At 29.4% G+C, this 24,037-nt stretch carries 26 protein-coding genes; 12 read left to right on the top strand and 14 right to left on the bottom strand.

The window, feature by feature from the left end:
- Positions 1-17: 17 nt before the first annotated feature.
- From L8U00_RS06295 to gatC, 6 genes are read right to left on the bottom strand one after another with little or no spacing between them, the layout of a single operon-like run.
- On the bottom strand, positions 18-563 hold the full coding sequence (locus tag L8U00_RS06295; RefSeq protein ID WP_012661221.1) for a DUF1882 domain-containing protein: 546 nt from the start codon (positions 561-563) through the stop codon (positions 18-20).
- A complete protein-coding gene (locus tag L8U00_RS06290) occupies positions 560-1,801 on the bottom strand; it encodes a serine hydroxymethyltransferase (RefSeq protein ID WP_263679599.1) in 1,242 nt (413 codons plus the stop codon). Before L8U00_RS06290 ends, L8U00_RS06295 begins: the two co-directional genes overlap by 4 nt.
- A complete protein-coding gene (lysS, locus tag L8U00_RS06285) occupies positions 1,802-3,304 on the bottom strand; it encodes a lysine--tRNA ligase (RefSeq protein WP_263708922.1) in 1,503 nt (500 codons plus the stop codon).
- An 11-nt stretch (positions 3,305-3,315) separates the two neighbouring features.
- Positions 3,316-3,771, bottom strand: a complete 456-nt coding sequence (locus tag L8U00_RS06280; RefSeq protein ID WP_039617809.1) for a Fur family transcriptional regulator — start codon at positions 3,769-3,771, stop codon at positions 3,316-3,318.
- Positions 3,761-4,330 carry a CvpA family protein gene (locus L8U00_RS06275; protein ID WP_263708921.1) on the bottom strand — a complete coding sequence of 190 codons (570 nt, stop codon included), beginning with the start codon at positions 4,328-4,330 and terminating at the stop codon, positions 3,761-3,763. Before L8U00_RS06275 ends, L8U00_RS06280 begins: the two co-directional genes overlap by 11 nt.
- A gap of 21 nt (positions 4,331-4,351) precedes the next feature.
- A complete protein-coding gene (gene gatC / locus L8U00_RS06270) occupies positions 4,352-4,639 on the bottom strand; it encodes an Asp-tRNA(Asn)/Glu-tRNA(Gln) amidotransferase subunit GatC (protein ID WP_263683200.1) in 288 nt (95 codons plus the stop codon).
- Between the two features lie 149 nt (positions 4,640-4,788).
- Between gatC and L8U00_RS06265 the strand changes: the two genes are divergently transcribed.
- The 6 genes from L8U00_RS06265 to pyk all read left to right on the top strand — a co-directional run bounded on the left by L8U00_RS06265 (position 4,789) and on the right by pyk (position 10,188).
- Positions 4,789-5,334 carry a hypothetical protein gene (locus tag L8U00_RS06265; RefSeq protein WP_263708920.1) on the top strand — a complete coding sequence of 182 codons (546 nt, stop codon included), beginning with the start codon at positions 4,789-4,791 and terminating at the stop codon, positions 5,332-5,334.
- Positions 5,331-6,326, top strand: a complete 996-nt coding sequence (locus tag L8U00_RS06260) for a hypothetical protein (protein WP_263708918.1) — start codon at positions 5,331-5,333, stop codon at positions 6,324-6,326. Before L8U00_RS06265 ends, L8U00_RS06260 begins: the two co-directional genes overlap by 4 nt.
- Before the next feature lies 1 nt (position 6,327).
- Positions 6,328-6,660, top strand: a complete 333-nt coding sequence (locus tag L8U00_RS06255; RefSeq protein ID WP_263708917.1) for a hypothetical protein — start codon at positions 6,328-6,330, stop codon at positions 6,658-6,660.
- The gene (locus L8U00_RS06250; protein WP_263708916.1) at positions 6,647-7,270 is read left to right on the top strand and encodes a type III pantothenate kinase; all 624 of its coding nucleotides are present in this window, start codon (positions 6,647-6,649) and stop codon (positions 7,268-7,270) included. The genes L8U00_RS06255 and L8U00_RS06250 overlap by 14 nt, the downstream gene beginning before the upstream one ends.
- Positions 7,271-7,377: 107 nt before the next feature.
- On the top strand, positions 7,378-8,724 hold the full coding sequence (locus L8U00_RS06245; protein WP_263708915.1) for an FAD-dependent oxidoreductase: 1,347 nt from the start codon (positions 7,378-7,380) through the stop codon (positions 8,722-8,724).
- Between the two features lie 12 nt (positions 8,725-8,736).
- The gene (pyk, locus tag L8U00_RS06240) at positions 8,737-10,188 is read left to right on the top strand and encodes a pyruvate kinase (protein ID WP_263708914.1); all 1,452 of its coding nucleotides are present in this window, start codon (positions 8,737-8,739) and stop codon (positions 10,186-10,188) included.
- A gap of 7 nt (positions 10,189-10,195) precedes the next feature.
- Here pyk and gmhA read toward each other — a convergent pair whose 3' ends face one another.
- From gmhA to L8U00_RS06220, 4 genes are read right to left on the bottom strand one after another with little or no spacing between them, the layout of a single operon-like run.
- Complete coding sequence (gene gmhA / locus L8U00_RS06235) at positions 10,196-10,756, bottom strand: D-sedoheptulose 7-phosphate isomerase (protein ID WP_263708912.1); 561 nt, start codon at positions 10,754-10,756, stop codon at positions 10,196-10,198.
- Positions 10,746-12,119 (bottom strand): D-glycero-beta-D-manno-heptose-7-phosphate kinase, encoded by a 1,374-nt coding sequence (rfaE1, locus tag L8U00_RS06230; RefSeq protein ID WP_263708911.1) that lies wholly within the window; start codon positions 12,117-12,119, stop codon positions 10,746-10,748. The genes gmhA and rfaE1 overlap by 11 nt, the downstream gene beginning before the upstream one ends.
- Positions 12,112-13,065 (bottom strand): ADP-glyceromanno-heptose 6-epimerase, encoded by a 954-nt coding sequence (gene rfaD, locus L8U00_RS06225; protein WP_263708910.1) that lies wholly within the window; start codon positions 13,063-13,065, stop codon positions 12,112-12,114. The genes rfaE1 and rfaD overlap by 8 nt, the downstream gene beginning before the upstream one ends.
- Positions 13,062-13,577, bottom strand: a complete 516-nt coding sequence (locus tag L8U00_RS06220) for a D-glycero-alpha-D-manno-heptose-1,7-bisphosphate 7-phosphatase (protein ID WP_263679610.1) — start codon at positions 13,575-13,577, stop codon at positions 13,062-13,064. Before L8U00_RS06220 ends, rfaD begins: the two co-directional genes overlap by 4 nt.
- 130 nt (positions 13,578-13,707) lie before the next feature.
- Between L8U00_RS06220 and L8U00_RS06215 the strand changes: the two genes are divergently transcribed.
- A complete protein-coding gene (locus L8U00_RS06215; protein ID WP_263708909.1) occupies positions 13,708-14,013 on the top strand; it encodes a c-type cytochrome in 306 nt (101 codons plus the stop codon).
- An 11-nt stretch (positions 14,014-14,024) separates the two neighbouring features.
- Here the strand turns inward: L8U00_RS06215 and ccoS are convergent, their stop codons facing one another.
- Together ccoS and L8U00_RS06205 are read right to left on the bottom strand one after the other, a co-directional pair.
- Positions 14,025-14,234, bottom strand: a complete 210-nt coding sequence (ccoS, locus tag L8U00_RS06210) for a cbb3-type cytochrome oxidase assembly protein CcoS (RefSeq protein WP_039668142.1) — start codon at positions 14,232-14,234, stop codon at positions 14,025-14,027.
- Positions 14,231-16,576 carry a heavy metal translocating P-type ATPase gene (locus L8U00_RS06205; protein ID WP_263708908.1) on the bottom strand — a complete coding sequence of 782 codons (2,346 nt, stop codon included), beginning with the start codon at positions 16,574-16,576 and terminating at the stop codon, positions 14,231-14,233. The genes ccoS and L8U00_RS06205 overlap by 4 nt, the downstream gene beginning before the upstream one ends.
- Positions 16,577-16,752: 176 nt before the next feature.
- Between L8U00_RS06205 and rho the strand changes: the two genes are divergently transcribed.
- Entirely contained in the window at positions 16,753-18,057 is a 1,305-nt protein-coding gene (gene rho / locus L8U00_RS06200) for a transcription termination factor Rho (protein ID WP_263683209.1), read from the top strand.
- A 2-nt stretch (positions 18,058-18,059) separates the two neighbouring features.
- Positions 18,060-19,592: a DNA polymerase III subunit gamma/tau gene (locus tag L8U00_RS06195; RefSeq protein ID WP_263708907.1), complete on the top strand. Its 1,533-nt coding sequence runs from the start codon at positions 18,060-18,062 to the stop codon at positions 19,590-19,592.
- Here L8U00_RS06195 and L8U00_RS06190 read toward each other — a convergent pair.
- Positions 19,589-21,679, bottom strand: a complete 2,091-nt coding sequence (locus L8U00_RS06190) for a TonB-dependent receptor domain-containing protein (protein WP_263708906.1) — start codon at positions 21,677-21,679, stop codon at positions 19,589-19,591. The genes L8U00_RS06195 and L8U00_RS06190 overlap by 4 nt on opposite strands.
- A 154-nt stretch (positions 21,680-21,833) precedes the next feature.
- On the opposite strand from L8U00_RS06190, the gene exbB reads away from it, so the two are divergent.
- Genes exbB through L8U00_RS06175 form a run of 3 tightly spaced genes read left to right on the top strand, consistent with a single transcriptional unit; the run spans position 21,834 to position 23,297 of the window.
- Positions 21,834-22,265 (top strand): TonB-system energizer ExbB, encoded by a 432-nt coding sequence (gene exbB, locus L8U00_RS06185; protein ID WP_263708905.1) that lies wholly within the window; start codon positions 21,834-21,836, stop codon positions 22,263-22,265.
- Positions 22,258-22,647, top strand: a complete 390-nt coding sequence (exbD, locus tag L8U00_RS06180) for a TonB system transport protein ExbD (protein ID WP_263677879.1) — start codon at positions 22,258-22,260, stop codon at positions 22,645-22,647. Before exbB ends, exbD begins: the two co-directional genes overlap by 8 nt.
- Complete coding sequence (locus L8U00_RS06175; RefSeq protein ID WP_263664148.1) at positions 22,644-23,297, top strand: energy transducer TonB; 654 nt, start codon at positions 22,644-22,646, stop codon at positions 23,295-23,297. Before exbD ends, L8U00_RS06175 begins: the two co-directional genes overlap by 4 nt.
- Before the next feature lie 10 nt (positions 23,298-23,307).
- On the opposite strand, the gene L8U00_RS06170 is transcribed toward L8U00_RS06175, so the two are convergent.
- Positions 23,308-23,760, bottom strand: a complete 453-nt coding sequence (locus tag L8U00_RS06170; protein WP_263708904.1) for a DUF411 domain-containing protein — start codon at positions 23,758-23,760, stop codon at positions 23,308-23,310.
- Positions 23,761-24,037: the final 277 nt, after the last annotated feature.

Genomic DNA, 24,037 nt, shown 5'->3' with positions numbered 1-24,037 from the left:
TTTTCATCCTTTCAAAATTACATATGTTTAGACCAAGAAGCACCGCGTTCTTTTTGATAAACTTCATAAGGCAAGGTTAATATATTAAATTCTCTAGGTATATCCATACTAGGAAAAACCTTCCACTCTACTGGCATCTTTTGAGAAAAAAGTAAAGATAGTTTTGAGCCCAAAGAACAAGCCTCGTTAAAGGTTGTATGTCCTTTATGAATATACAAATGTAAATGATTATTAGTTCTTGTTCTATACGCAGTAAAATTAATAAAACCTTCTTCTCTTAAAACAAGCTGCGCTCTATGCCAAAAACGCTCCGCGTTAAAACCGTTATAATCAAATACAATATTTTCAACCTTATCAAAACTATTGATCAAAGAATGCGCCACAATTATCTTTTTTTCCATATGCTCTTGTATAACACTAGCGGTTAATGGGGCATTAACTTTTTCAAATTTATCAAAGAAAATTCTACCCTTGTATTCGTATTTATTTACTATAGTATCACGCTTTATATAATAATGGCTTGTAACCATTTTAATTAAAGCTAAATCCATTGTTGTAATCAAAATAAAGCCCTTTCATAAATAATAAAATTACTTGCTAAATCCTTCAGTTTAACCTTAATTTCCTCTTGTAATTTTGTATTTTGTATATCATCTAAAATATCAGCTATATAATTTGCAACAATAGAAATTTGCTCTTCTTTAAAACCTCTTGCTGTTAAAGCTGCTGTTCCAAGTCTTAAACCACTCGTTACAAAAGGACTTCTAGTTTCACCTGGAACAGTATTTTTATTAGCTGTAATACCTGCTCTTTCTAGCGCTAAATCTGCATCTTTACCACTAAATTCTTTATTTAAAAAGCTTAATAAAATCAAATGATTATCAGTACCACCGCTGACTAAATCATATTTTCTATCTATTAAAACTTGTGCCAAAGTAGCAGTATTTTTGATGATTTGCTTAGCATAAATTTTCCACTCATCACTTAAATTATATTTAAATCCAACAGCCTTAGCAGCAATTACATGCATTAATGGACCACCTTGAATGCCTGGAAAAATTGCAGAATTTATCTTTTTAGCAATTTCTTCATCATTACACATGATAATCCCACCCCTTGGACCCCTTAAAGTTTTATGTGTAGTAGAACTTACAACATGAGCATAAGGAAATGGACTAGGATGCTCACCCGCTACAACCAAGCCTGCAATATGTGCAATATCAGCAAACAAGTACGCGCCAACTTCATCTGCTATTTCTCTAAATTTGGCAAAATCAATCACTCTAGGATAAGCACTAGCACCACAAACAATAAGTTTTGGTTTAATCTCTTTTGCTATCTCTCTAACTTTATCATAATTAATTCTTCCATCAAGCTCAACTCCATAAAAAAAGCTTTCATAAACCTTTCCAGAAGAACTTACTTTAGAACCATGAGTTAGGTGTCCTCCATGGCTTAAATCCATACCCAAAATTCTATCACCTGGATTTAACAATGCCATATATACACCTTGATTTGCTTGTGAGCCTGAATTAGGTTGCACATTGGCAAAATTACAATTAAAAAGTTTTTTACATCTTTCTATAGCAATCGTTTCAATCTCATCAACAAATTCACATCCACCATAATATCTTTTACCAGGATAGCCTTCTGCATATTTATTTGTTAAAATACTTCCCATTACCTCCATAACTTCTGGTATGGTAAAATTTTCACTTGCTATCATTTCAAGACCATCACATTGTCTTGCTAACTCTTTTTGGGTTAAATCAAAAATTTCTTTATCAAATTTTTCCAACATTTACTCTCCTTTTATCTCATTTTTAAGTGGCCTCATGGCTGGGAAAAGCACTACATCACGAATTGATTTTTTATTAATTAAAAGCATAACCAATCTATCTATTCCTATACCTTGTCCTGCAGTTGGTGCCATAGCATAACCTAATGCATTAACAAAATCTTCATCCATTTCGCATGCTTCTTCATCACCTGCATTTTTTGCTTCAATTTGCTTTAAAAACCTCTCATATTGATCTAGAGGATCATTAAGCTCATTAAATCCATTAGCAATTTCTCTACCTGCGATAAACAACTCAAATCTTTCAGCAATATCTGCATCTTTATCACTTCTTCTAGATAAAGGACTTATAGAAATAGGAAAATCTATCACAAAAGTAGGATCAATCAATTTATCTTCAACATAATTATCAAAAAGTTCAGCTTGTAAATGACCTAATTCCAATTTTTCATTGGCTTCAAATCCATCTTTTTTTAGCTTTTCCAAAATTAATTCTTTATTATTAATAAGCTCATCATCCAAACCGCCATATTTTTTTAATGCGTCTTTATAAGTAATTCTTTCAAATGGCTTAGAAAAATCAATTATTTTTTCATCAAATTCAAGTTTTTTATCTAATTTTAATTTATCTAAAAGCATAGCAAAAAGCTCTTCTGTTAAATCCATTAAATCATGATAATTATGATAAGCCCAATAAAACTCGATTGTAGTAAATTCAGGATTATGCGTTAAATCCATCCCTTCATTTCTAAAACATCTATTAATCTCATAAACCGCCTCAAAACCACCTACAATCAAACGTTTTAGATATAATTCTGGAGCAATTCTTAAAAATCTTTCCACACCTAAAGCATTGTGATAAGTTACAAAAGGCTTTGCATTTGCTCCCCCTGCAATAGGATGCATCATTGGTGTTTCAACTTCCAAAAATCCTTTGTTATCAAAAAAAGATCTAATATAAGAAACAATTTTAGAACGCAAAATAAAATCTTTTCTCACCTCACTATTCATAATCATATCAAGATATCTTTTTCTATATCTTTGCTCAATATCTGTCAACCCATGATATTTTTCCGGTAAAGGAACTATAGCTTTTGTAGCTATTTGAATTTGTTCTACATGAAGACTGAATTCTCCTGTTTTTGTCATAAAAGGAAAACCTTTAACCAAAACAATATCCCCTACTTCAAGATATTTTTTTAAAATGGCAAAGTATTCTTCCCCTAAAATGTTTTGATTAAAGTAAATTTGTAAATTATCTTGTTCATCTTCTATATTAGCAAATACTGATTTACCAGCTATCCTAAGAAGCTTTAATCTTCCTGCTAATACTCCATGAGCATTTTCATCACGCTGATTTTCTATATCTTTAATATAGGTGAATTTAGCCTTATATTCACTTATACTCATTTCTTTTTTTAAAAAGTGTGGATAAGGGTTGATTCCTAGTTCTTTTAACTCTTGTGCTTTTTGAATTTTTTGTTGCTCTAAAATATTATCAAACATTAAATATACCTTTATTTTTTACTACATTGTGGACATAGGCCATAAAGTTGCATTAAATGTCCTGTTAATTTAAAATTATATTCTTTTGCGATTAACATTTGTTGCTGTTCGATAATAGGATTTTCAAATTCTACAATCTCGCCACAACTTTTACAAATCAAATGATCATGATGAGGTTTATTTGCAAGTTCAAATTTCTTCCCTGAAGCACCAAAAGATATAGAAGTAGCCATACCAGATTCTTCTAACAAATTTAAAGTTCTATAAACTGTTGCAATGCCTACATTTAATTCGGGATTTTTTTGCTTTATTTCTACGTATAGACTTTCTGGAGTATAATGCATATCGCTATTATATAAAGTTTTTAAAAGCACTTCTCTTTGTTTAGTATATTTTAGACCATTATCTTTAAGTGTTTTTTTAAAACGCTCAAGCAAAACATCATATTCAATATTTTCAATTTGCATTATTTACCTCCGAATTTAGACTTAAATTAGAATCTATAATTTGTTCTTGTATTTTATCTAAACCATTTTGAGTAAAATCAGTATTCATTATAAAATCACCTGTTTGTCTAAGCAGATCTAATATATAGCTATTTTTAGCATATTTTTCTAAGTTTGCATTTAAAAATTCTATATTATTAATACAAGCCACTAAAATTGCAAAAATCAAAAATATTTTAGCACTACCAAATAAAAATCCACCTATACGATCTATAAAACCAAGACCGCTCATACTAAAAATCTTTGATAATATATTTCCTAAAGCCATACAAGCTACCCAAATTACAATTAACAAAACCAAAAATCCCGCAAAAATCGCAAGATTTTCGTTTTCAATTGCATAAAAATTATTATTAATAATTTCTGCTACTTCTTTAGCATATCTTGAAGCAAGTAAAACCCCACCAACTATACCTAATAAACCAAAAATTTCCTTAAATAAGCCACTTACCAAACCTTTTAAACCTAAAATCGCAGTTAAACCTAAAACAAATACATCAAACCAAGAAAAATTTTCCATCTATATTAAACTCCAAATATTTTATTCAATTATCTTAGGGACTATGAAAAATCCATCCTGAGAATTTGGAGCATACTTGCTAAGCATATCTATCACATCAGATTTTCTACTTTCATCTAGTCTAAATGGAGTTGCAGCATTTGTAGTGCTGGTCATAGCTTCAACATCATCAAGTTTTAGCTCATCTAATTTTTCTACGAAATTAACAATCTGACTTAATTGTTCTTCTAATTCTTGTCTTTTATCATCGGCAATTTTTAAAGCACTTAGCTTTTCAAGTTTGGTTAATAATTTATCATCAATTTGCATAATTTACCTTAATCTTAATTTTTAACTCAAGAAAACTCTTTTTAGGTTAAAAATTATAACATAAAATCATTTATTTTTTCATTTTTATATGTTACAATTATAGACTTAAAACAATAAATAATGTTTATTCTTGCTAAAAAAGGGAAAATATGGCTTTAAAAGAAAACCTAAAAGCGGTTCAAGCAGAATTAAGCTCTCAAGAGCAAATGATGGAAAATTTTATCAAATCTGAGCGCTTTATAAAAAAATACAAATACTATTTCATTGTAATCATTGTACTTTTAATCGCATATCTTAGCGGAAGTTATTTTTACAATCTAAAACAAGAAAGTAATACTCAAGAAAGTAATATGATTTTTAATAATTTATTAAAAAATCCTTCAGATCAAAAATTATTTGAAGAATTAAAACAAAAAAATGCAAATTTATACACCATATTCATTATGGGACAAAACAATCAAGATCTTAATCAAACTTTAAGTCTTAATATAGATCCTTTGTTAAAACAAATAGTACTTGCTCAAAATAATCAAAAGTCAGAATTTTTAAAAGATTATAATACCCTACTAGCAGGTTTTGAATTTCTAAAACAAAATGATTTTAAAAATGCAGATATAGAATTTAATAAAATACCTATAAATTCTCCTTTATGGCAGATTATTACAAGCTTAAAACATTATCAAGGAATAAAATGAAACACTTTTATTTATTTATTATAACTTTAATATTTTTTAGCGCTTGTGGCACAAAAAGGGAGTATTATCAACCAACACAAACAGAACAACTTCCTTATAACTCACATAGTATTAATGGTAAGATTATCAATTTCAATAACAATATAGCACAATTAAATAGTAATTCCTTTATAGATTCCACGGGGAATATTATTAATTTTAAACTAGATAAAAATTATCATATTTTAAATATGCAACAAGAAGAAGTTCTTATTGGCGATGATAATGGAAATTTTAAGATTTTAAATTTACAAGGAGATGAATTATTTTCTCATAAATTTAATGAAAGCGTAGTAAGCGCAAGCATAGATGGAGATGATATAGCCTTGGTTTTAGCTAGCAATACCTTAGTATATGCAAATAAAAATCTTGGTATTAAAATGCTTCAAAATCTTGGTACAGCTTATGCTCAAGATAGTCGTTACGCTAATCCTTATTTTTTAAATACTATTATCATATATCCTATGCTTAATGGAAAATTAGCCATACTCAATAAAAGCACATTAAAAGTTAGTAAAGAAATTTTGGTAAGTAGTGAAGAATTTTTTAACAATATCATCTACCTTCATGTAAAAAATGATACAATGGTTGCTGCAACTGCACAAAAAATCATCGTTGTTACTCCAAATAGAACTTTATACCTAAATGAAAATATTAAAGAAGTAAATATCAATGATAATGAAATTTTCATACTTACAAAAGATGGAAGAATTCTTAAAAATGATTACAATCTTAGAAAAATCAATGAAATAAAATTTCAATTTGCTCTATTTTCCAAAAGCACCTTATACAACAACTCTTTATATATTTTTGAAAAAACAGGTTATTTAATCAAATTAAACACCAATTTAAAAGATTATACAGTATATAAACTAAGTGAAGCTGTTGATAAAAAAAGTTTTATGGCAAATGGTAAATTTTTCTTTCAAAACAAATTTTTACAATTAAACTAAAATGAATCAAGAGCTTAGTGATATTCTTATAAAACATGGAATTATTTTAAAAAACGCTAAGTCTTTAGATATTCATGTTTTTAACAAAAAGAAAAAAATAACTTGTATTTATGGAGAAAATATAAGTAAGCAATACTGCTTAATTTTATTTTCTTTTGCGAAAAGTAAAATTTTAACAAAAGAATGTCTAGAATTTGAAAGTATTTTTCAAAATATAAACCAAACTCTAAATTTAAATTTCAAAAATTATTTTATTTTTCATCATGCTTTGATTTGCTCAAAGGCAAAAGAATATTTAACTACCAAAGGAATTAAAAGTTATGCTTTTATGTGATATTGGCAATACAACCGCAAGTTTTTTAAACGAGCAAAAATTTCATTCTATGAGTATAGAACAGTTTTTACAATATGAGCCAACACAGAAAGTATTTTATATCAATGTTAATCCAAATTTAGAGCAAAGATTGAAACAAAATCCCTTATTTATCAATCTTGCTCCATATTTTAACTTTGATACTATTTATGATAATTTAGGGGTCGATAGAATAGCAGCTTGCTATACTATAGAAGATGGTGTTGTAGTTGATGCAGGCTCTGCAATCACTGTAGATATTATCTCTAATTCTATTCATCTTGGTGGATTTATTCTTCCTGGTATTGAAAGTTACAAAAAATCTTTTTCTAATATTTCATCACGTTTAAAATATGAATTAAACACTCAAATAAATTTTGATGCTTTTCCCCAAAGAACTGTTGATGCTTTAAGTTATGGTGTATTTAAAAGCATATATTTACTCATAAAAGATAGTGCATATGATAAAAAATTATATTTTACAGGCGGAGATGGGCAATTTCTTGCAAATTTTTTCGACTATGCAATTTATGATAAATTTTTAATTTTTAGAGGTATGAAAAAAGCTGTTTGTGAAAATTTTATACTTTAAAATTTATTTCTATACCCAAGCACTTGAAATTATAAAATTTATTTACTCAAAACAACTATATTTTGATATTATTAGCAAAATCAAACACACAAAAGGAATTGATAACAATGGATCAAAAGCATTTTGATACCGTGGTAATTGGCGGTGGGATTTCTGGTGCTGCAGTATTTTACGAGCTGGCTAGATACACAAATATTCAAAATATTGCTTTGTTAGAAAAATACAATAGCGCTGCAACTTTAAATAGCCATAGCACAAGCAATTCACAAACTATCCACTGTGGTGATATAGAGACAAATTACACTTTAGAAAAAGCAAAAAAAGTTAAGACAACAGCAGATATGATTGTAAAATATGGTCTTTTGCAAAATGCACAAAATAAGTTTATGCACTCACACCAAAAACTCGCACTTGCAGTTGGAGACAAAGAATGCGAGTATATGAAAAATAGATATGAAGAATTTAAAGAATTATATCCTTATATTAAATTTTATACTAAAGATGAAATTAAGCAAATAGAACCTAATGTTGTATTAGACGAAGATGGCATAAATGATAGAACCGATGAAGTAGTAGCTATGGGTGTAGAAGCAGGAACGGTTTATACTACAGTAGATTTTGGCTTGATGAGTCAAAATCTTATAGAGCAAGCTTGCAAACAAGGAAAAAATACCCATGTTGCCTATAATCAAGAAGTTGTGTTTATAGAAAAAAAAGATGATATTTTTTATATTAAAACAAAAGATTTTAAAGAATATAGTGCGAAATCTATTATAGTAAATGCAGGAGCGCATTCTTTATTTTTGGCACATAAAATGGGTATAGGATTAGATAAATCTTGCTTTCCGGTTGCAGGAAGTTTTTATATGTCTAAAAGAAAAATTTTAAATGGTAAAGTTTACATGGTGCAAAATCCAAAACTACCATTTGCTGCGCTACATGGTGATCCTGATTTATTAGCTAATATGAATACACGCTTTGGCCCTACTGCCTTAGTTATCCCTATGTTAGAAAGATACCATGGTTTTAAATCACTACCTGAATTTTTCAAAACACTTAACTTAGACATGAATGTAGTTAAAATTTGTTTTAATCTTTTTAAAGATTCTACTATTAGAAATTATATTCTTTATAATTATTTATTTGAAATTCCTTATATTAACAAAAGACTTTTTGTAAAAGATGCCAAAAAAATAGTTCCTAGTTTAAAAACAGATGATATTTACTATGCTAAAAACTTTGGCGGAGTGCGCCCTCAAGTGCTTGATAAAAAGGCGGGGGAATTAATGCTTGGTGAAGCAAGTATCACTGAAATTCCAGGTATAATTTTCAATATGACACCAAGTCCAGGTGCTACAAGCTGTCTTGGCAATGGTTATAGAGATGCAAAACTTATTTGTCAATACTTGGGTGCTAATTTTAATGAGGATTTATTTACTAGTGAACTACTATAAAAAGGATAAAAAATGCTAAAAAAAACAAAAATAGTTGCAACGATTGGACCAGCAAGTGAAAACGAAGCTACAATAAGACAAATGATTATTAATGGGGTGAATGTTTTTCGTTTAAATTTTTCACATGGAACCCATGAGTATCATAGTCAAAATCTAACTACTATTAGAAAAGTAGCAACTGAACTTAATGCAAGAATTGGAATTTTACAAGATATTAGTGGACCAAAAATTAGAACCTTAAAAATTCCAGAAGCTTTTGAATTAAAAAATGGAGATAGACTGGACTTTTACAAGGATACTTTTGAAGGAGAAAAACTTTCTAATGAACATTATAAAGTCTGTATTAATCATCCTGAAATTCTTTCAATGCTAAAGGTAGGAGAATACATCTATCTTTGTGATGGCTCCATCAAAACTAAAGTAGTGCAAGTTGAAAAAGATTTTATCCAAACCCAAGTAGAAAATAGCGGGGTACTTAGTTCAAACAAGGGAATTAATTTTCCTAATACAAAAATTAATATCGATGTTATCACCCAAAAAGATAAAGATGATCTTGCTTGGGGTATTAAAAATGATGTTGACTTTTTAGCCATCTCTTTTGTACAAAATGCTCATGATATTGATGAAGTTAAAAAAATACTTGATGAAAATAATGCCAAAATTGCTATTTTTGCAAAAATAGAAAAATTTGATGCTGTTGAAAATATCGATGAAATCATAAATTGCAGTGATGGTATAATGGTAGCAAGAGGGGATTTGGGTATTGAAGTACCTTATTATAGAGTACCGAATATACAAAAACTCATCATTAAAAAGGCTAACGAGGCTAATAAACCTGTCATCACTGCTACTCAAATGCTTTTTTCACTTGCAAAATCCAAAACTGCCACAAGAGCTGAAATTTCAGATGTTGCTAATGCTGTGCTTGATGGCACTGATGCAGTTATGCTTAGCGAAGAAAGCGCGGTAGGGATTGATCCGGCAAATGCGGTTGATATTATGACTCAAACCATTATAGAAACAGAAAAAAACTATCCTTATGAAAAATTTGAAACCTTTAAATGTTTCAATGAAACTGATATCATTGCTAAATCAAGCACACAACTAGCAACTGATTTAAATGCAAATGCAATTTTTACCATCACAAGCAGTGGTGCCTCTGCAGTTAAAACAGCAAGATATCGTCCAAAAATGGATATCATAGCTATCACTCATTCTAAAAAAGCTTTAAATTTTTTAAGTATAGTTTGGGGAGTTCAACCTGCTATATTAATAGAAAAACACGAAAATTTAACAGAGCTTTTAAGCAATTCCGTAAAACTTGGAGTCGAAAAAGGCCTTATGAAAAAAGGTGGAGTTTACACTCTTACTGCAGGATTTCCAGTAGGTGTTGCAGGAAGTACAAATTTAATTAGAATTTTACAAAAAGATCAAATTGAATATTATTTAAGTTTGGGAAAATAACCCAAACTTAATATTCTTCTTCTATCAAATCACATAAACAATGTATAATTAAAATATGCATTTCTTGAATTCTAGCTGTATCATCGCTTGGAATGACTATATTATGCTCACATAGTTCATTCATCACTCCACCACCCTTTCCACTGAGTCCTATACATTTAGCACCAATTTCTTTGGCCTTTTCAAAAGCTTTGATCACATTTAGACTTTTTCCACTAGTAGAAATTCCAATCAACACATCATTATCACTAGCTAAAGCTTCAACTTGTCTTGAAAAAACAAATTCAAAACCATAGTCATTTCCTATAGCGCTTAAAGCAGAGGTATCAGTGCTTAGGGCAATAGCAGCTAAAGCCTTTCTTTCTTTTTTATATCTTCCGCTAAGTTCAGCTGCAAAATGCTGGCTATCTGCAGCGCTTCCACCATTTCCACAAATTAAAATTTTCCCACCACTTTTCAAGCACACTTTTAACTCTTGAGCAACCATAGCAATTTGCTCTTTTAAACTCAAACTTTGTTCTAAAGTTTTTTGATGTTGAATAAATTCCTTTTCGATTTTATTTATCATTTGCAATCCTATTAATTATATTGGTAGTGCTAAATCCATCTTCAAAGTCGATCAATTCTACTTTTTTTACTAAATTTGAACCCACTACCTCTTTGTCTTTATAATCAGCTCCCTTAACTAGCACATCAGGTTTTAAAAACTCTATCAATTCATAAGGAGTATCCTCATCAAAAATCACTACATAATCTACAAAATACATGCTCGCAAGCATACATGCACGTTGAAACTCTAAATTTATAGGTCTTGAATTTCCTTTTAGTCTTTTTACGCTTTCATCTGAATTTAAACCTACAACTAAGATATCTCCTAATTTTTTAGCTTTTTCAAGATATTTTATATGACCATAATGCATAATATCAAAACACCCGTTGGTAAAAACTACTTTTTGATCTTGTAACAATTTTACAAGCTCTTCTTTGCTTTTAATTTTATCTTCAAAAGAAGCTTTTTTGAGGTTTTTTATCTCTTCTAAACTTACACTCACACTTCCTACTTTTGCTACCACAACAGCTGCTGCATCATTTGCTAGCTCGCACGCTTTTACAATATCAACTTTTAAAGCCAAAGCATAAGCAAGCATAGCTATAACACTATCCCCAGCTCCTGTTACATCATAAACCTCCAAGGCTTTTGCAGGAATAATATGTAATTTTTCATCAAAAAGTGCTATTCCTTCTTCAGATAAAGTTATAATAGAATAAGCTAAATTTAAATCATCTTTTAATTTTTTCAAAGCTTTTTCTAAATTATCAATTTTTTCTACGCCCAAAGCTTGAATAGCTTCTTTTTTATTTGGAGTTAGCAAGGTTGCATTTTGATATTTGCTAAAATCACTTCCTTTTGGATCAATCAAAATAGGTAAATTTAAAGTATTTGCATGCTCTATCAAAGCTTTTGTTACTTTTGAAGTTAAAATCCCTTTGGCATAATCACTCAAAATAATCGCATCATAATCTTTTGCGATTTTTTTATACTCTTGAATAATTTCATCTTCTAATTTAGTATCAAAATCATTCTCATCATCAAGCCTTAAAACTTGCTGAGAATGTGATAAAACTCTGCTTTTAAGAGGGGTTTTTCTATCTTTTTCTACTAATAATTTTGCATTTAAATTCTCTTTTAAAAATCTTCCACTCTCATCATCACCCACAAGTCCTAGAGCAAAAACCTCAGTGCCAAGACTTTTTAAATTTGCATATACATTACCAGCTCCACCTAGTCTTTTATCTTCTTTTTGTGACTTCATCACCATTACAGGAGCTTCTGGAGAAATTCTAGTACAATCACACCATATATAATGATCCACCATAAAATCCCCAACAACTAAAATTTTTGGCTTTTTAGAACTTAAAAAATCAAGCATTTACTTCCTTTTCATAAAGCCTTTTAATCTCATCTAAATAATCTTTTATTCCCTCTTCAAGACTAAATTTAGCTTTATATGAAAAACTCTCATCTAATTTTGCTTGAGTATGAAATTGATAAGCGTTTTTATAAGGATTATGAATATACTCACAAGGATAATTAGTGTTTAATTCTTTTTGTAAAATATCAACTATATCTTGAAAAGTTCTTGCCTTGCCTGTGGCTACATTATAAATTCCACTTTTTGCTTCTAAAGCTTGCAAATTTGCGCTCACAACATCTTTAATATATACAAAATCACGATAAATTTGATCACTTCCTTCAAATAAACGCGGACTTTTACCCGCTAAAATTTGATGTCCAAATTGCAAAATCATAGAAGCAGTGCTATTTTTAAAAAATTCTCCCTTGCCATATACATTAAAATATCTAAGCCCAACTATATGCATTTTATCAAAGTATTTTTTTGCTAATTTATCCATCATTAGCTTTGAAAATGCGTAAGGATTTTTAGGAGCTTCACTTAAATTTACAGTTTGTGGGCTTGGTGCATCTCCATAAACTGAAGCTGAACTCGCATAGATCAATTTTGCATTAAGCTCCAAAGCAAGTTCTATAAAATCTTTAAAAGTGTTTAAATTAGTCTTTAAAACTTTGTTTTGATCATAAACAGTTGTATCTGAAATTGCAGCCTTATGAAAGATCGCATCGGGTTTAAAATCTTTTATAACTTTTAAAGTTCTTTCATCATTAATATCACCCACATAAAGCTCACCTTCAAAATCTAAAATATTTTTAAAATGACCAAAGCTTTCTAAATTTCCATTTTCAAAAGTAGTGCTTGAACGCATTTTATCTACAATCAAAACTTCATGTTTATCTTGAAGTTCTAAAGCAAGTGCAGAGCCTATAAAACCTGCTCCACCCGTTATCACTATTTTCATTTTCTATCCTTTAAATAATGCAAAAGTTCTTTTAAATTTTTAAAGACCTTATAGTTTTTATCATCATTATAATTTTCATTAATCAAAAATAGATTTTTTACACCAGCATTAATTCCAGCTTGCATATCGCTTAAATTATCCCCTATAAAAAAAGATTGTGAAAAATCTATATCAAATTCTTGTTGTGCTTTTAAAAGCATGCCGGGTTTTGGCTTACGACATTCACAATTTTCTAAATGCGGGCAGTGATAAATTTTTTCTATTCTAATGTTTCTTTTTAAAAATTCATCCAGCATATATGAACTTAAAATTTCAAAATCTTTTTCACTATAATAAGCTCTTGCAATGCCTGATTGATTAGTAGCTACAAAAATTAAAAAATTTTGCTTTTGAAAAAATTCGCAAAGTTCAAAAATACCATCACAAAATTCAAAATCACTGATCTTATGAACGTATTTTTTATCTATATTAATAATCCCATCTCTATCTAAAAATAACGCCCTTGTTTTCATAAAAAAATTATAATGTATTTTTATTAAGATTTTTATAATTTATCAAGTAAAAAAGTTTTTTAAGCGACTTTAAATAAAAAAAGCTTATAATTCAAAACATTTTATTTTCAATTTATATAGGAGTGATACAATGAAAAAGCTACTTGTTTTATCAGCTTTAGCATGTCTTGGTGTTTCAGCTTTTGCTGCAGATGGTGCTACACTTTACAAAAAATGTGCAGTATGTCATGGTGCTAAAGCAGATAAAGTTTATCTTAACAAAGTTCCTGCTTTAAATTCTTTAACTGCAGCTGAAAGATTGCAATACATGAAAGACTATGCAGCAGGTAAAAGAAATGCTTATGGTCAAGGTGCTATCATGAAAATCAACCTTAAAGGTTTAACAGAAGCAGATTTCAAAGCAATTGAAGAATATATCGAAAACTTAAAAAAATAATTTAACAGCCTTTATGGCTGTTTTTTGTTCTTTTCTAAAGCTTCTTTTTTTCTTTTTTCTAAAATCACCGCATCATTTAAAGCTTCTTCGCTATCATTTAAAGTAGTAAATTTATAATCATCATCAAATTGTTTATTCTTTATACCCCAAAGCAAAGCGCAAATTGCCAAAAACAAAGCAACCAAAGAAACGCCTATCATCATCATTAAAACACCGTTCATTTTTTAATCCTTAAAGCATTTAAAATCACTATTATACTACTAAAAGACATTGATAAAGCCGCGATTAAGGGATTAATCAAACCAAAAAAAGCTAAAGGCATGCTCAAGGCATTATAAAATAAAGAAAAAGCCAAATTTTGTTTAATAATTTGATAAGTTTTTTTAGCTATTTGTATGGCTTTTTGTAAGCTTTTTAGGTCATTTTTTAACAATATAATATCACTATTTTCCATAGCAAGCTCAGAACCTTCTTTTAAAGAAACCCCAACACCTGCATAAGAAAGTGCTAAAGCATCATTTACTCCATCTCCTACCATTAAAACCTTACCTGTTTGATTTAAATTAGCTATTATTTGCATTTTATCTTCTGGCATACACAAGGCTTTGAAATTATTTATTTTTAATTTTTCAGCCACCTTACTCACAGCAGATAAATTATCACCACTTAACATATAAATTTGCATTTTACATTCTTTCATAAATCTAATCAACTCTTCAGAGCTTTCTCTCATACTATCTTCTAACTCAAAAACTGCTAATATAATTTTATTTTTAGCAAATATAAAATGCGTGGTTTGAAATTCTTGTACTTGCATATGATTTTCTTTGAAAAATTTCTCATTTCCTCCCAAAAATTCATCTTTGCCCAAAAAGGCTTTATAACCTCTTGCTTGAAAATTTTGAACTTTTTCAAATTCTATTCTGCCATCGATTTTTTCATCTAAAAATTTCAAAATGCTTTTAGCCACTGGGTGGTTAGTTAGGTGTAAGAAATTTAATAACTCATTTTTATCCAAACTCTCATCCAAAAAGCTTTTTTTAACTTCTAAGCTAGCCTTTGTTAAAACCCCTGTTTTATCAAACACAACCACATTACACTTGCTCAAATCCTCCACAACACCTGCTTCTTTAAATAAAATTTTTTCTTTCAAACCAGCACTAATTGCTACTAAAGAACTCACCGGAGTAGCCAAAGCTAAAGCACATGGGCAAGCTATAATTAACACAGAAACCATGCGTATCATAGCCTCTTCAAAACCCAAATTTAACACAAAAAAAGTAAAAGCAAAGCAAAGTAAAGCACAAGTTAAAATAATAGGTGAAAAATACTTACTTACTTGCTGTACCATTTTTTCTATTTTGGCTTTTTTTGAACTGGAGTTTTCAAGTAAATTAATAATCCTAGCTAATTTAGAATCCTTATAAAGTGCATTTGCCCTATATAAAGCATTCCCGCTTAAAACCAAAGAAGCAGAATAAATCATATCATCTTTTTGCACATCAAGCGGTAAACTCTCTCCACTTAAACTAGACATATCCAAGCTAATATTACCACTAACACACACTCCATCTATTAAAACTCTATCGCCTTCTTTTAATTCTATAATATCTCCTATTTGTACTTCTTCTACATCGATATTTTCTATTTTGTCATTTTTTAAAACCCTTACTTCACTGCTTAAAAACGATCGTAAATGATCAAGCGTATCAAGAGCTTTTTTCTTACTTAAAAGCTCTAAGTACTTTCCTATAAAAACAAAACAAATAATCATCGCTACAGAATCAAAATACACTTGCGAAGCTCTTGAAAACATTGCCCATATTGAATATATATAAGCTAAACTCGCCCCGCTAATTACCAAAGTATCCATATTAACACTTTTAAATTTCAAAGCATAATAGGCATTTTTATAAAAGATTGAGCCTGTATAAAAAAGCACGGGAGTACAAAGTAAAAATTCAGCAAAATGCAAAATATCCTTAGTATCAGCTTCCATGCCACTAAAAAACCCAGCATACTTGGCTACAGATATCCACATGATATTCATCACACAGGCTATGGCAACTATTAATTTTGCATAAAAATCTCTTTTAGTTTGAGTTGCTCTTTGTTCATTCTTTGTAGGCAAATACACACTAGCTTTATAACCAATACTTTCTATGCTTTGGATAATTTTTGCTAAATTTATACTTTTTTCATCAAAAACAATTCTTGCTTTATGAGTAATAGAATTAATATCAACTTCTATCACCCCTTCACTTTTAATGAGAATTTTTTCATTAAGCCAAACACAGGCAGCACAATGAATTTCTTCTATAAGTAAAAAAATCTCACTAAAACCTTCTTTGGTTTGTTGTATGTATTTTTCATAATCTTTAACATTATGTTCTATTATGGCAGGAGTTAGGGTTTGATTGCCAAGTTTTTCATAAAATTCTTCCAAATTATTTTCTTGTAAAATCTCATAAACACTCTCACAGCCTTTACAACAAAAATAATTTCCATTTTTTTCTATCATTTGATCTTGTCTGAAACTTAATTGGCAGTGTTTACATTTCATCTTATACTTTCTTCAATAATTTTTTACAATATTTTATCATTTTTTTAAAATCACTATTTTAAAAATTATTTACAAAGCTATATTATAATTTTAAAAAATTTGACAAAGAAGCATTTTTTTGAATAAAATCTCTTATTCATTATTAAATACTACATTTTCTACATTTTAGAGGATATATGGAAAATACAAAAGAAAAAAAACAACATCAAAGAACACACATTCCAGTGGAAGGTTATAAGATAGAAGATTTAAAGTTGCTTGATCTAGAAAGCTTAGTTAAAATTGCCAATGAAGCAGAAATAGAAAACCCAAGAGAATTTAGAAGACAAGATCTTATTTTTGAAATTCTAAAAGCACAAACCAAAAAAGGTGGCTTTATACTCTTTACAGGGATTTTAGAAATTTCACCTGAAGGCTATGGCTTTTTGCGTGGAATGGATTCAAATTTAAGCGATAGTGTAAATGATGCTTATGTATCAAACTCACAAATTCGCAAATTTGCTCTGCGTGTTGGAGATATAGTTACTGGTCAAGTTAGGGAACCAAAAGATCAAGAAAAATACTATGCTTTGTTAAAAATTGAAGCGATTAATTATCTTCCATTAAAAGAAGCTAGAGAAAGACCTTTATTTGACAATCTTACTCCAATTTTTCCAACTGAAAAAATCAAATTAGAATACGATCCCTTAAAACTAACAGGTAGAATGCTTGATTTATTTGCTCCTATAGGAAAAGGTCAAAGAAGCTTAATCGTAGCACCTCCAAGAACTGGTAAAACCGAGTTAATGAAAGAACTAGCTATTGCTATTGCTAAAAATCACCCAGAGGCTCATTTGATTGTACTTTTAGTAGATGAGCGCCCTGAAGAAGTTATAGATATGCAAAGATGTGTAAAAGGTGAAGTTTTTAGCTCTACTTTTGACTTACCTGCTTATAATCATGTTAGAGTAGCTGAGCTTGTTATAGAAAAAGCAAAAAGAATGGTAGAAACAGGCAAAGATGTCATTATCTTGCTTGATTCTATCACAAGATTAGCAAGAGCTTATAATACTGCTACGCCAAGTAGTGGTAAAGTTTTAAGCGGTGGAGTTGATGCAAATGCCTTACATAAACCAAAACGCTTTTTTGGTGCAGCTAGAAATATAGAACATGGTGGCTCATTAACCATTATAGCAACTGCTTTGATAGAAACAGGCTCAAGAATGGATGAAGTAATTTTTGAAGAATTTAAAGGAACGGGAAATAGCGAAATCGTTCTTGATAGAAATATTTCAGATAGAAGAATTTACCCTGCAATTAACATCATAAAATCAGGTACTAGAAAAGAAGAATTACTCCAAGGTGTTGAAAAGCTTCAAAAAATTTGGGCAATTAGATCAGCTATTTCACAAATGGATGATATAGAAGCATTAAAATTTTTATACTCTAAAATGCTAAAAACCAAAAGCAACGAAGAGTTATTATCTATCATGAATGAGTAGCAATGCTTCAAGCTCTTGCTGTTAAATACAGACCAAAAAATTTCAATGAGCTTGTAGGGCAAAATACTGTTTCTACAAGCTTAAAATATGCTCTTGAAAATAACCGTTTAGCGCACGCTTACTTATTCTCAGGGTTACGCGGAAGCGGAAAGACTTCAAGTGCAAGAATTTTTTCAAGAGCTCTAGTATGCGAAAATGGACCAAGTGCTAATCCTTGTGGAGAATGCTCTCAATGTTTATCTTCACTCACTGGCTCTAATATAGACATTATAGAAATGGATGCTGCAAGCCATAGAAGCTTAGAAGATATACAAGAGCTTATCGAGCAAGTCAAATACGCTCCATCTTTAGCTAGGTTTAAAATTTTTATTATCGATGAAGTACATATGCTCACCCCACAAGCAGCAAATGCCTTGCTTAAAACCTTAGAAGAGCCACCAAGTTATGTAAAATTTATACTAGCAACAACCGATCCTTTAAAACTTCCTGCCACAGTTCTTTCAAGAACGCAGCATTTTAGATTTAAGCAAATTTCTACCCATGATATCTTAAATCATCTTGAATGGATTTTGGAAAAAGAAAATATTAGTTATGAAAAAGAAGCTTTAAAACTCATTGCAAGAAGCGGAAATGGTTCTTTAAGAGACACCCTAACCTTACTAGATCAAGCCATAGTATATTGTCAAAATGATATACAAACACAAAAAATCACTGCGATGCTAGGCTTTTTAGATCCAGCTAAAATTGAAGAATTTTATCAAGCCATTTTAGCTAACGATAAGGATAAAGTTCTTGAGTTTTTAAAAGAATTTGAAGATTATGAAGCAAGTAATGTCATTGATGAGATGATATTTTTTCTAAAAGAAGCATTTTTTGCCAAAAATAATCTTTTTTCTATGTTAATTTATGAAAGATTTTTTAGAATTCTTTCACGCGCTAAGACTATGTTAAATTCTAGTGATGATGATAGTTTTGTGCTTTGTGTTATGGCTTTCATGCTTATAGAAGCAACTTATTTAAAAAGCATTGATGAGGCTATTAAAGGTTCAAAACAAAATAACATGCCAAGCCCAAAACAACAAGAAATTCCCTCTATTCAACAAGCCCCTAAAGAAGAAAAACTTAGTCCTTATGAAAATCTCTTAAAAGCAATATATAAAAGAGATTATGACTTAGCTGAAGTTTTTAAAAAAACCACACAGTTTGTTTCTTTTGAAGATGACATTTTAAGCATTAGCTCGCATGCTAAAGATGATGATAGAATGGTTTTAAACAATGGTTTTAAATTAATCAAAACATTGCTTCATGAGCTTTTTGGAGAAAAAGCACAAATTAAAATCCAAAAAATAGAAACCATAGATACTCAAAAGCTGCAAGATATATTCAAAACTCCCATAAAACAAGAAGTAAAAAGCACTCCAAATCTAAATGAGCATTTTGAAAATTTTAAAAAAGACGCTAAAAAATACGATCCTAAAGACGAAACCAAAGAAGCTCTTAATAAGCTCTTTGGTTCCCCAACTATACACAATTAAAAACTACCATTGATTGAAATATAAATTCTTCTTCCCTCTTCTATGCGGTTATAAGTATTTACCCAAGTATCTTCACCTTTGTTTTTATAAGATTCCCAATCATTTGTAAAACTTTTATCAAAAAGATTATAAATTGCTGCATTAATATTCCAATTTTTATTGATATCATAACGCACACCCATAGAAGCTAAAAAGACATCTTGGTAATATTCTCTATTAATATTTGTATCACCCATATATCGATCTATTTGCCATTCGCCTTTTACCCATGGAGTGAATTTATTAAAGATATTATAACTTGCTTTTAGCATGATATTGTGTTTTAGACTATCAATTTCTGGTTTTCCTATCATCGTTTTATCTTGTGCATCTTTTACTTCACTATCAAGATAAGTATAAGCTAAATCTAAATTTAAATGCTCTATAGGGGTAATCCCTGCTCCAAGCTCTATACCCTTATATTCAACCTTGCCATGATTAATCGCTTGATAACAAGACTCAGCTTCGCATTTTCCAACACCCGAAATCATACTATTTTTGCTAAATTCTTGACTAGAAATTTTATCTTTGAAATTGGTTAGAAAGCCAGTTGCTGAAATATAAAATAAGTCATTATTATAAACAGCAGCTAATTCATAATTAAGCGATGTTTCTTCTTTTAAATTTGGATTTCCATAAACAGGAATTTTTCCTTGTCCACTGTAATTATAAGTTCCTGCTATCAATCTATTAGCATATGGAGTTCTAAAGCCCGTTGAAACACCACCTTTTAAAGTAAGTTCGCTAGTAGGATTATAAACCAAATAAGCTCTTGGTGAAATATTATTTCCAAAAATTTCATGATGATTATACCTTGCACCAAAAGTAAATCTTAAATCATCTCTTACACTATACTCATCTTCTGCAAAAAGAGCTAATAAATACTGATCAAAATTCGTAGGATTAGCTATTTTATCTTGCATTTTTTCAAGTCTATATTCACCACCCACACTTAAAATATGACTTTGGCCTAAAGGAATAACTGATCTTGTATCTACAATAATATCTTCAGCAACTATATCTCTATTTTGTCCTAAAAATGGTTGTGTTTTTTGACCAACTACCTCACGACCATCATTACTTACACGGTTATACTGCAAGGTAGAAGTAATCGAAAAGTCTTCATATACCCCCTCATGACTTAAATAAGTTACCAACTTATCTACTTGCATGGTGTCTTTATAGCCACCCCCTAACGAACCTGCGTCATTTCCAGGCACAGTTAAATCACCTATTTGACCTCTATTATTATCATAATGATTTCTTGAAAAATCAATGTCAAATATCAAGGTATTATGTTCATCTACCAAATAATTTAACCGAGTTCCTAAATTAAAATTATTTGCTTTTGTAGGACTTTGTTCCTTTTTTGCTTCGATTTCTTTTCCACCACCATCTCTATATTTTATATTAGATTGCTCCCTATAAAATTCTCTAAAACGCAAAGTAAGCCCCAAACGATCATTCATCAATGGACCACTTGAATATATACTTGTACCATAAGTATTACCCCATTCTTTATGTGCATTAAAAATACTATCTAAACTAACTGATGTTTCCCATTTATCGCTTACTTTTTTTGTGATGATATTCACAACACCACCTAAAGCTTCAGAGCCATATAAAGTACTCATTGGCCCTTTTATCACTTCTATTCTTTCTATGCTAGAAATTGGAGGCAGAAATGAATTTGAAATTTCATTAAAACCATTAGGCCCTACTTCTCCGCCTATCCCTTGTCGCCGTCCGTCAATTAAAATTAAAGTATATCCAGTAATACCTCTCATGGTAATGTTATAAGATCCAGTTTTTCCTTTGCTAGCAAATAAATCCACACCAGGAATATCAGCAATAGCTTCAGCAACATCTCTATAAGGCTTACTTTCTAAATCTTTTTTGCTAATCACATTTATAGTAGCAGGGGCTTCTTTAATATCTTGAGAAAAACCAGAAGCGCTTACTATGGAGCTATCTAATAAAACTTCTTGCGATAAAGCATTGCAGACCAAAAAACTAGCAACACAAAACGATAAACAATGTTTTTTCATTATTTCCTTTCTTATAAATATATTTTCAAAACTGGAATATTATGATAATAATTATTAATTTAAAATAAATTTATTGTATCAATTATGATAATTGTTATTAATAAAAAATTTAATTTTTAGTAATATAATCACAAAAAAATAAAACGAGGATAAGATGGAATTTTTAAAAACTTACATTGACTTAATTATATTTATTGTTTTAGGAATAATGGCATTTATTGCTATATGGTGCACTATAGAACGTATATTGTTTTTTAGAAAAATTAAGCTAAATGATTATCAATGTCAAGAAAAATTTGATGATGCAATTAGTGAAAATCTCACCATGCTTTATATCATTTACACTAATGCTCCTTATGTAGGACTTTTGGGAACTGTAGTGGGGATTATGATTACATTTTACGACATGGGTGCAAGCGGGAATATTAATGTTAAATCTATTGTTATTGGTTTATCGCTAGCTTTAAAAGCTACAGCATTAGGAATTTTAGTTGCTATCCCTTCTTTGATGGCTTATAATGGATTACTTAGAAAAATATCAACCTTGAGTAATGCATATCGTATTTTTAAGGATAAAAATGCTTAAATTACCAAAAAATGAGGGTTTAAACATCATTCCTTTTATAGACATAATGCTTGTTTTACTAGCTATTGTTTTAAGCATATCCACTTTTATCGCGCATGGTGAAATCAAAATCAATCTACCTCAAAGTGAAAATTCAAATTCCATAAACGAAAATAAAGACAAAGTGAGTATTTTAATCAATAAAGAAAATGAATTTTATATCGATGGAAAAACAGCTTCCTTAGAAGAAATAAAAGCAAAATTTGACACTATAGATTCTAAAACATTAGTAGAGTTAAAAAGTGATAAAGAAGCAAAATTTGAAAGTTTTATAAAAATTATTGATATTTTAAAAAACAAAAATCATGAAAATTTTCAAATTTTAACAGAGCAAAAAAGATGAAAGCATTCATAAGTAATCATAAAAATCAATCCTTTTTTATTACTTTATTTCTCTTTTTGCCTTTATTTTTTGTTTTTATTTATACTAAGAATTTTTTACATATACAACATAGCACTTCAAAAGAAGAAAAATTTAATATAGCCATAAAACAATTTTTACAAGATTCCCCTAAAGTAAAAACGAAACAGCCTAAACAAGAAAAAATAAAAAAGCTAGAACAAACAAAAGAAAAAGCTATTATGAAACCTAAAAAAACAAATACTTTAACCAATACCAAGGCAATAAATCAATTAAATGAAAAAATAAAACCTCAAAAAACTATAACACAAGAAAAAAAAACTCCAATAACTTCTCAAGAAAGCATATCTTTAGCTAATAACAATGAACTTTTAAAAGAAGTCAAACAAGCTATAGATGAAGCTTTAATCTATCCTAGACAAGCCAAAAAAATGCGAATGAGTGGCGAAATTTTAGTAGAATTCACATGGACTAAAGATAAAAATCTATTAAACTTAAAAATATTAAAACCATCAAAATATAAATTATTGAACGATAGTGCCTTAGAAACTATACGTATAGCGTCTAAGAATTTTCCACAATATGAAAAAACTTTTCATATAAGAATACCATTAATATATAAAATAAACTAAGCAAAATTGCTTAGTTTGCCTTGACTAAATTATGTCCTTTATAGATCCCATAAATTTTATAGTCTCCATTTTTAAGCATCAAAACTACAGGATATTCTTCTTCATAACCTTGCTCCATTCCAGGACTTCCCTGAGGCATACCAGGAGCAGAAATACCTATAACATCTTCAGGTTTATTTTTCAAAAGCCAAGCAACTGCATCTTCAGGCACATGCCCTTCTATAACATAACCATCAATTACGCCAGTATGGCAACTTTGATACATAGGCTGAATATTCATTTTTTCTTTTATTTTTAAAAAATCATCGCTTTTGTGTATTTGCACTTTATAACCTTTATCTTTCATATAATTAGCCCAAAAATCACAGCATCCACAAGTAGGACTTTCATAAATATTTAATAATTTCTCATTAGCCAATAAAGTTGCAAAACCCAGTGATAAAGTTAAAAATAATTTTTTCATATATCCTCCAAAAAAACAAAAAGATAAAATACATTATAAAAATTAATATTTTTTATAAAACCAATAATTTTTATTTTAAAATCTATAAAAATACAAAAATACACTCTTATTTCATTCGCAAATACTTATTCTTTACCTACAACTAAAACCCAAGCTATATACCAAACAAAAACAATTAAAAACTAAATATGAGAACTAAAACTCATATAAAAAAAATATATAAAACCCAAAATTTGTTATAAACACTTCAAATTTAAATCAACCAAATCACCACCCC

The organism is Campylobacter sp. IFREMER_LSEM_CL2256 (assembly GCF_025771645.1).
Classification (GTDB): domain Bacteria; phylum Campylobacterota; class Campylobacteria; order Campylobacterales; family Campylobacteraceae; genus Campylobacter_D.
This window is presented reverse-complemented; position numbering and strand designations above follow the sequence as displayed.

Bases quoted from the DNA above. Each gene is read 5' to 3' on its own strand.
- L8U00_RS06250 (WP_263708916.1), top strand. From the start codon at position 6,647: ATGCTTTTATGTGATATTGGCAATACAACCGCAAGTTTTTTAAACGAG.
- lysS (WP_263708922.1), bottom strand. From the start codon at position 3,304: ATGTTTGATAATATTTTAGAGCAACAAAAAATTCAAAAAGCACAAGAG.
- ccoS (WP_039668142.1), bottom strand. From the start codon at position 14,234: ATGAACGGTGTTTTAATGATGATGATAGGCGTTTCTTTGGTTGCTTTG.
- L8U00_RS06290 (WP_263679599.1), bottom strand. From the start codon at position 1,801: ATGTTGGAAAAATTTGATAAAGAAATTTTTGATTTAACCCAAAAAGAG.
- rfaE1 (WP_263708911.1), bottom strand. From the start codon at position 12,119: ATGCTTGATTTTTTAAGTTCTAAAAAGCCAAAAATTTTAGTTGTTGGG.
- L8U00_RS06245 (WP_263708915.1), top strand. From the start codon at position 7,378: ATGGATCAAAAGCATTTTGATACCGTGGTAATTGGCGGTGGGATTTCT.
- rho (WP_263683209.1), top strand. From the start codon at position 16,753: ATGGAAAATACAAAAGAAAAAAAACAACATCAAAGAACACACATTCCA.
- L8U00_RS06205 (WP_263708908.1), bottom strand. From the start codon at position 16,576: ATGAAATGTAAACACTGCCAATTAAGTTTCAGACAAGATCAAATGATA.
- L8U00_RS06175 (WP_263664148.1), top strand. From the start codon at position 22,644: ATGAAAGCATTCATAAGTAATCATAAAAATCAATCCTTTTTTATTACT.
- L8U00_RS06220 (WP_263679610.1), bottom strand. From the start codon at position 13,577: ATGAAAACAAGGGCGTTATTTTTAGATAGAGATGGGATTATTAATATA.
- L8U00_RS06215 (WP_263708909.1), top strand. From the start codon at position 13,708: ATGAAAAAGCTACTTGTTTTATCAGCTTTAGCATGTCTTGGTGTTTCA.
- L8U00_RS06255 (WP_263708917.1), top strand. From the start codon at position 6,328: ATGAATCAAGAGCTTAGTGATATTCTTATAAAACATGGAATTATTTTA.
- L8U00_RS06260 (WP_263708918.1), top strand. From the start codon at position 5,331: ATGAAACACTTTTATTTATTTATTATAACTTTAATATTTTTTAGCGCT.
- L8U00_RS06280 (WP_039617809.1), bottom strand. From the start codon at position 3,771: ATGCAAATTGAAAATATTGAATATGATGTTTTGCTTGAGCGTTTTAAA.
- gatC (WP_263683200.1), bottom strand. From the start codon at position 4,639: ATGCAAATTGATGATAAATTATTAACCAAACTTGAAAAGCTAAGTGCT.
- L8U00_RS06170 (WP_263708904.1), bottom strand. From the start codon at position 23,760: ATGAAAAAATTATTTTTAACTTTATCACTGGGTTTTGCAACTTTATTG.
- L8U00_RS06265 (WP_263708920.1), top strand. From the start codon at position 4,789: ATGGCTTTAAAAGAAAACCTAAAAGCGGTTCAAGCAGAATTAAGCTCT.
- exbB (WP_263708905.1), top strand. From the start codon at position 21,834: ATGGAATTTTTAAAAACTTACATTGACTTAATTATATTTATTGTTTTA.
- L8U00_RS06190 (WP_263708906.1), bottom strand. From the start codon at position 21,679: ATGAAAAAACATTGTTTATCGTTTTGTGTTGCTAGTTTTTTGGTCTGC.
- rfaD (WP_263708910.1), bottom strand. From the start codon at position 13,065: ATGAAAATAGTGATAACGGGTGGAGCAGGTTTTATAGGCTCTGCACTT.
- L8U00_RS06195 (WP_263708907.1), top strand. From the start codon at position 18,060: ATGCTTCAAGCTCTTGCTGTTAAATACAGACCAAAAAATTTCAATGAG.
- L8U00_RS06275 (WP_263708921.1), bottom strand. From the start codon at position 4,330: ATGGAAAATTTTTCTTGGTTTGATGTATTTGTTTTAGGTTTAACTGCG.
- pyk (WP_263708914.1), top strand. From the start codon at position 8,737: ATGCTAAAAAAAACAAAAATAGTTGCAACGATTGGACCAGCAAGTGAA.
- gmhA (WP_263708912.1), bottom strand. From the start codon at position 10,756: ATGATAAATAAAATCGAAAAGGAATTTATTCAACATCAAAAAACTTTA.
- exbD (WP_263677879.1), top strand. From the start codon at position 22,258: ATGCTTAAATTACCAAAAAATGAGGGTTTAAACATCATTCCTTTTATA.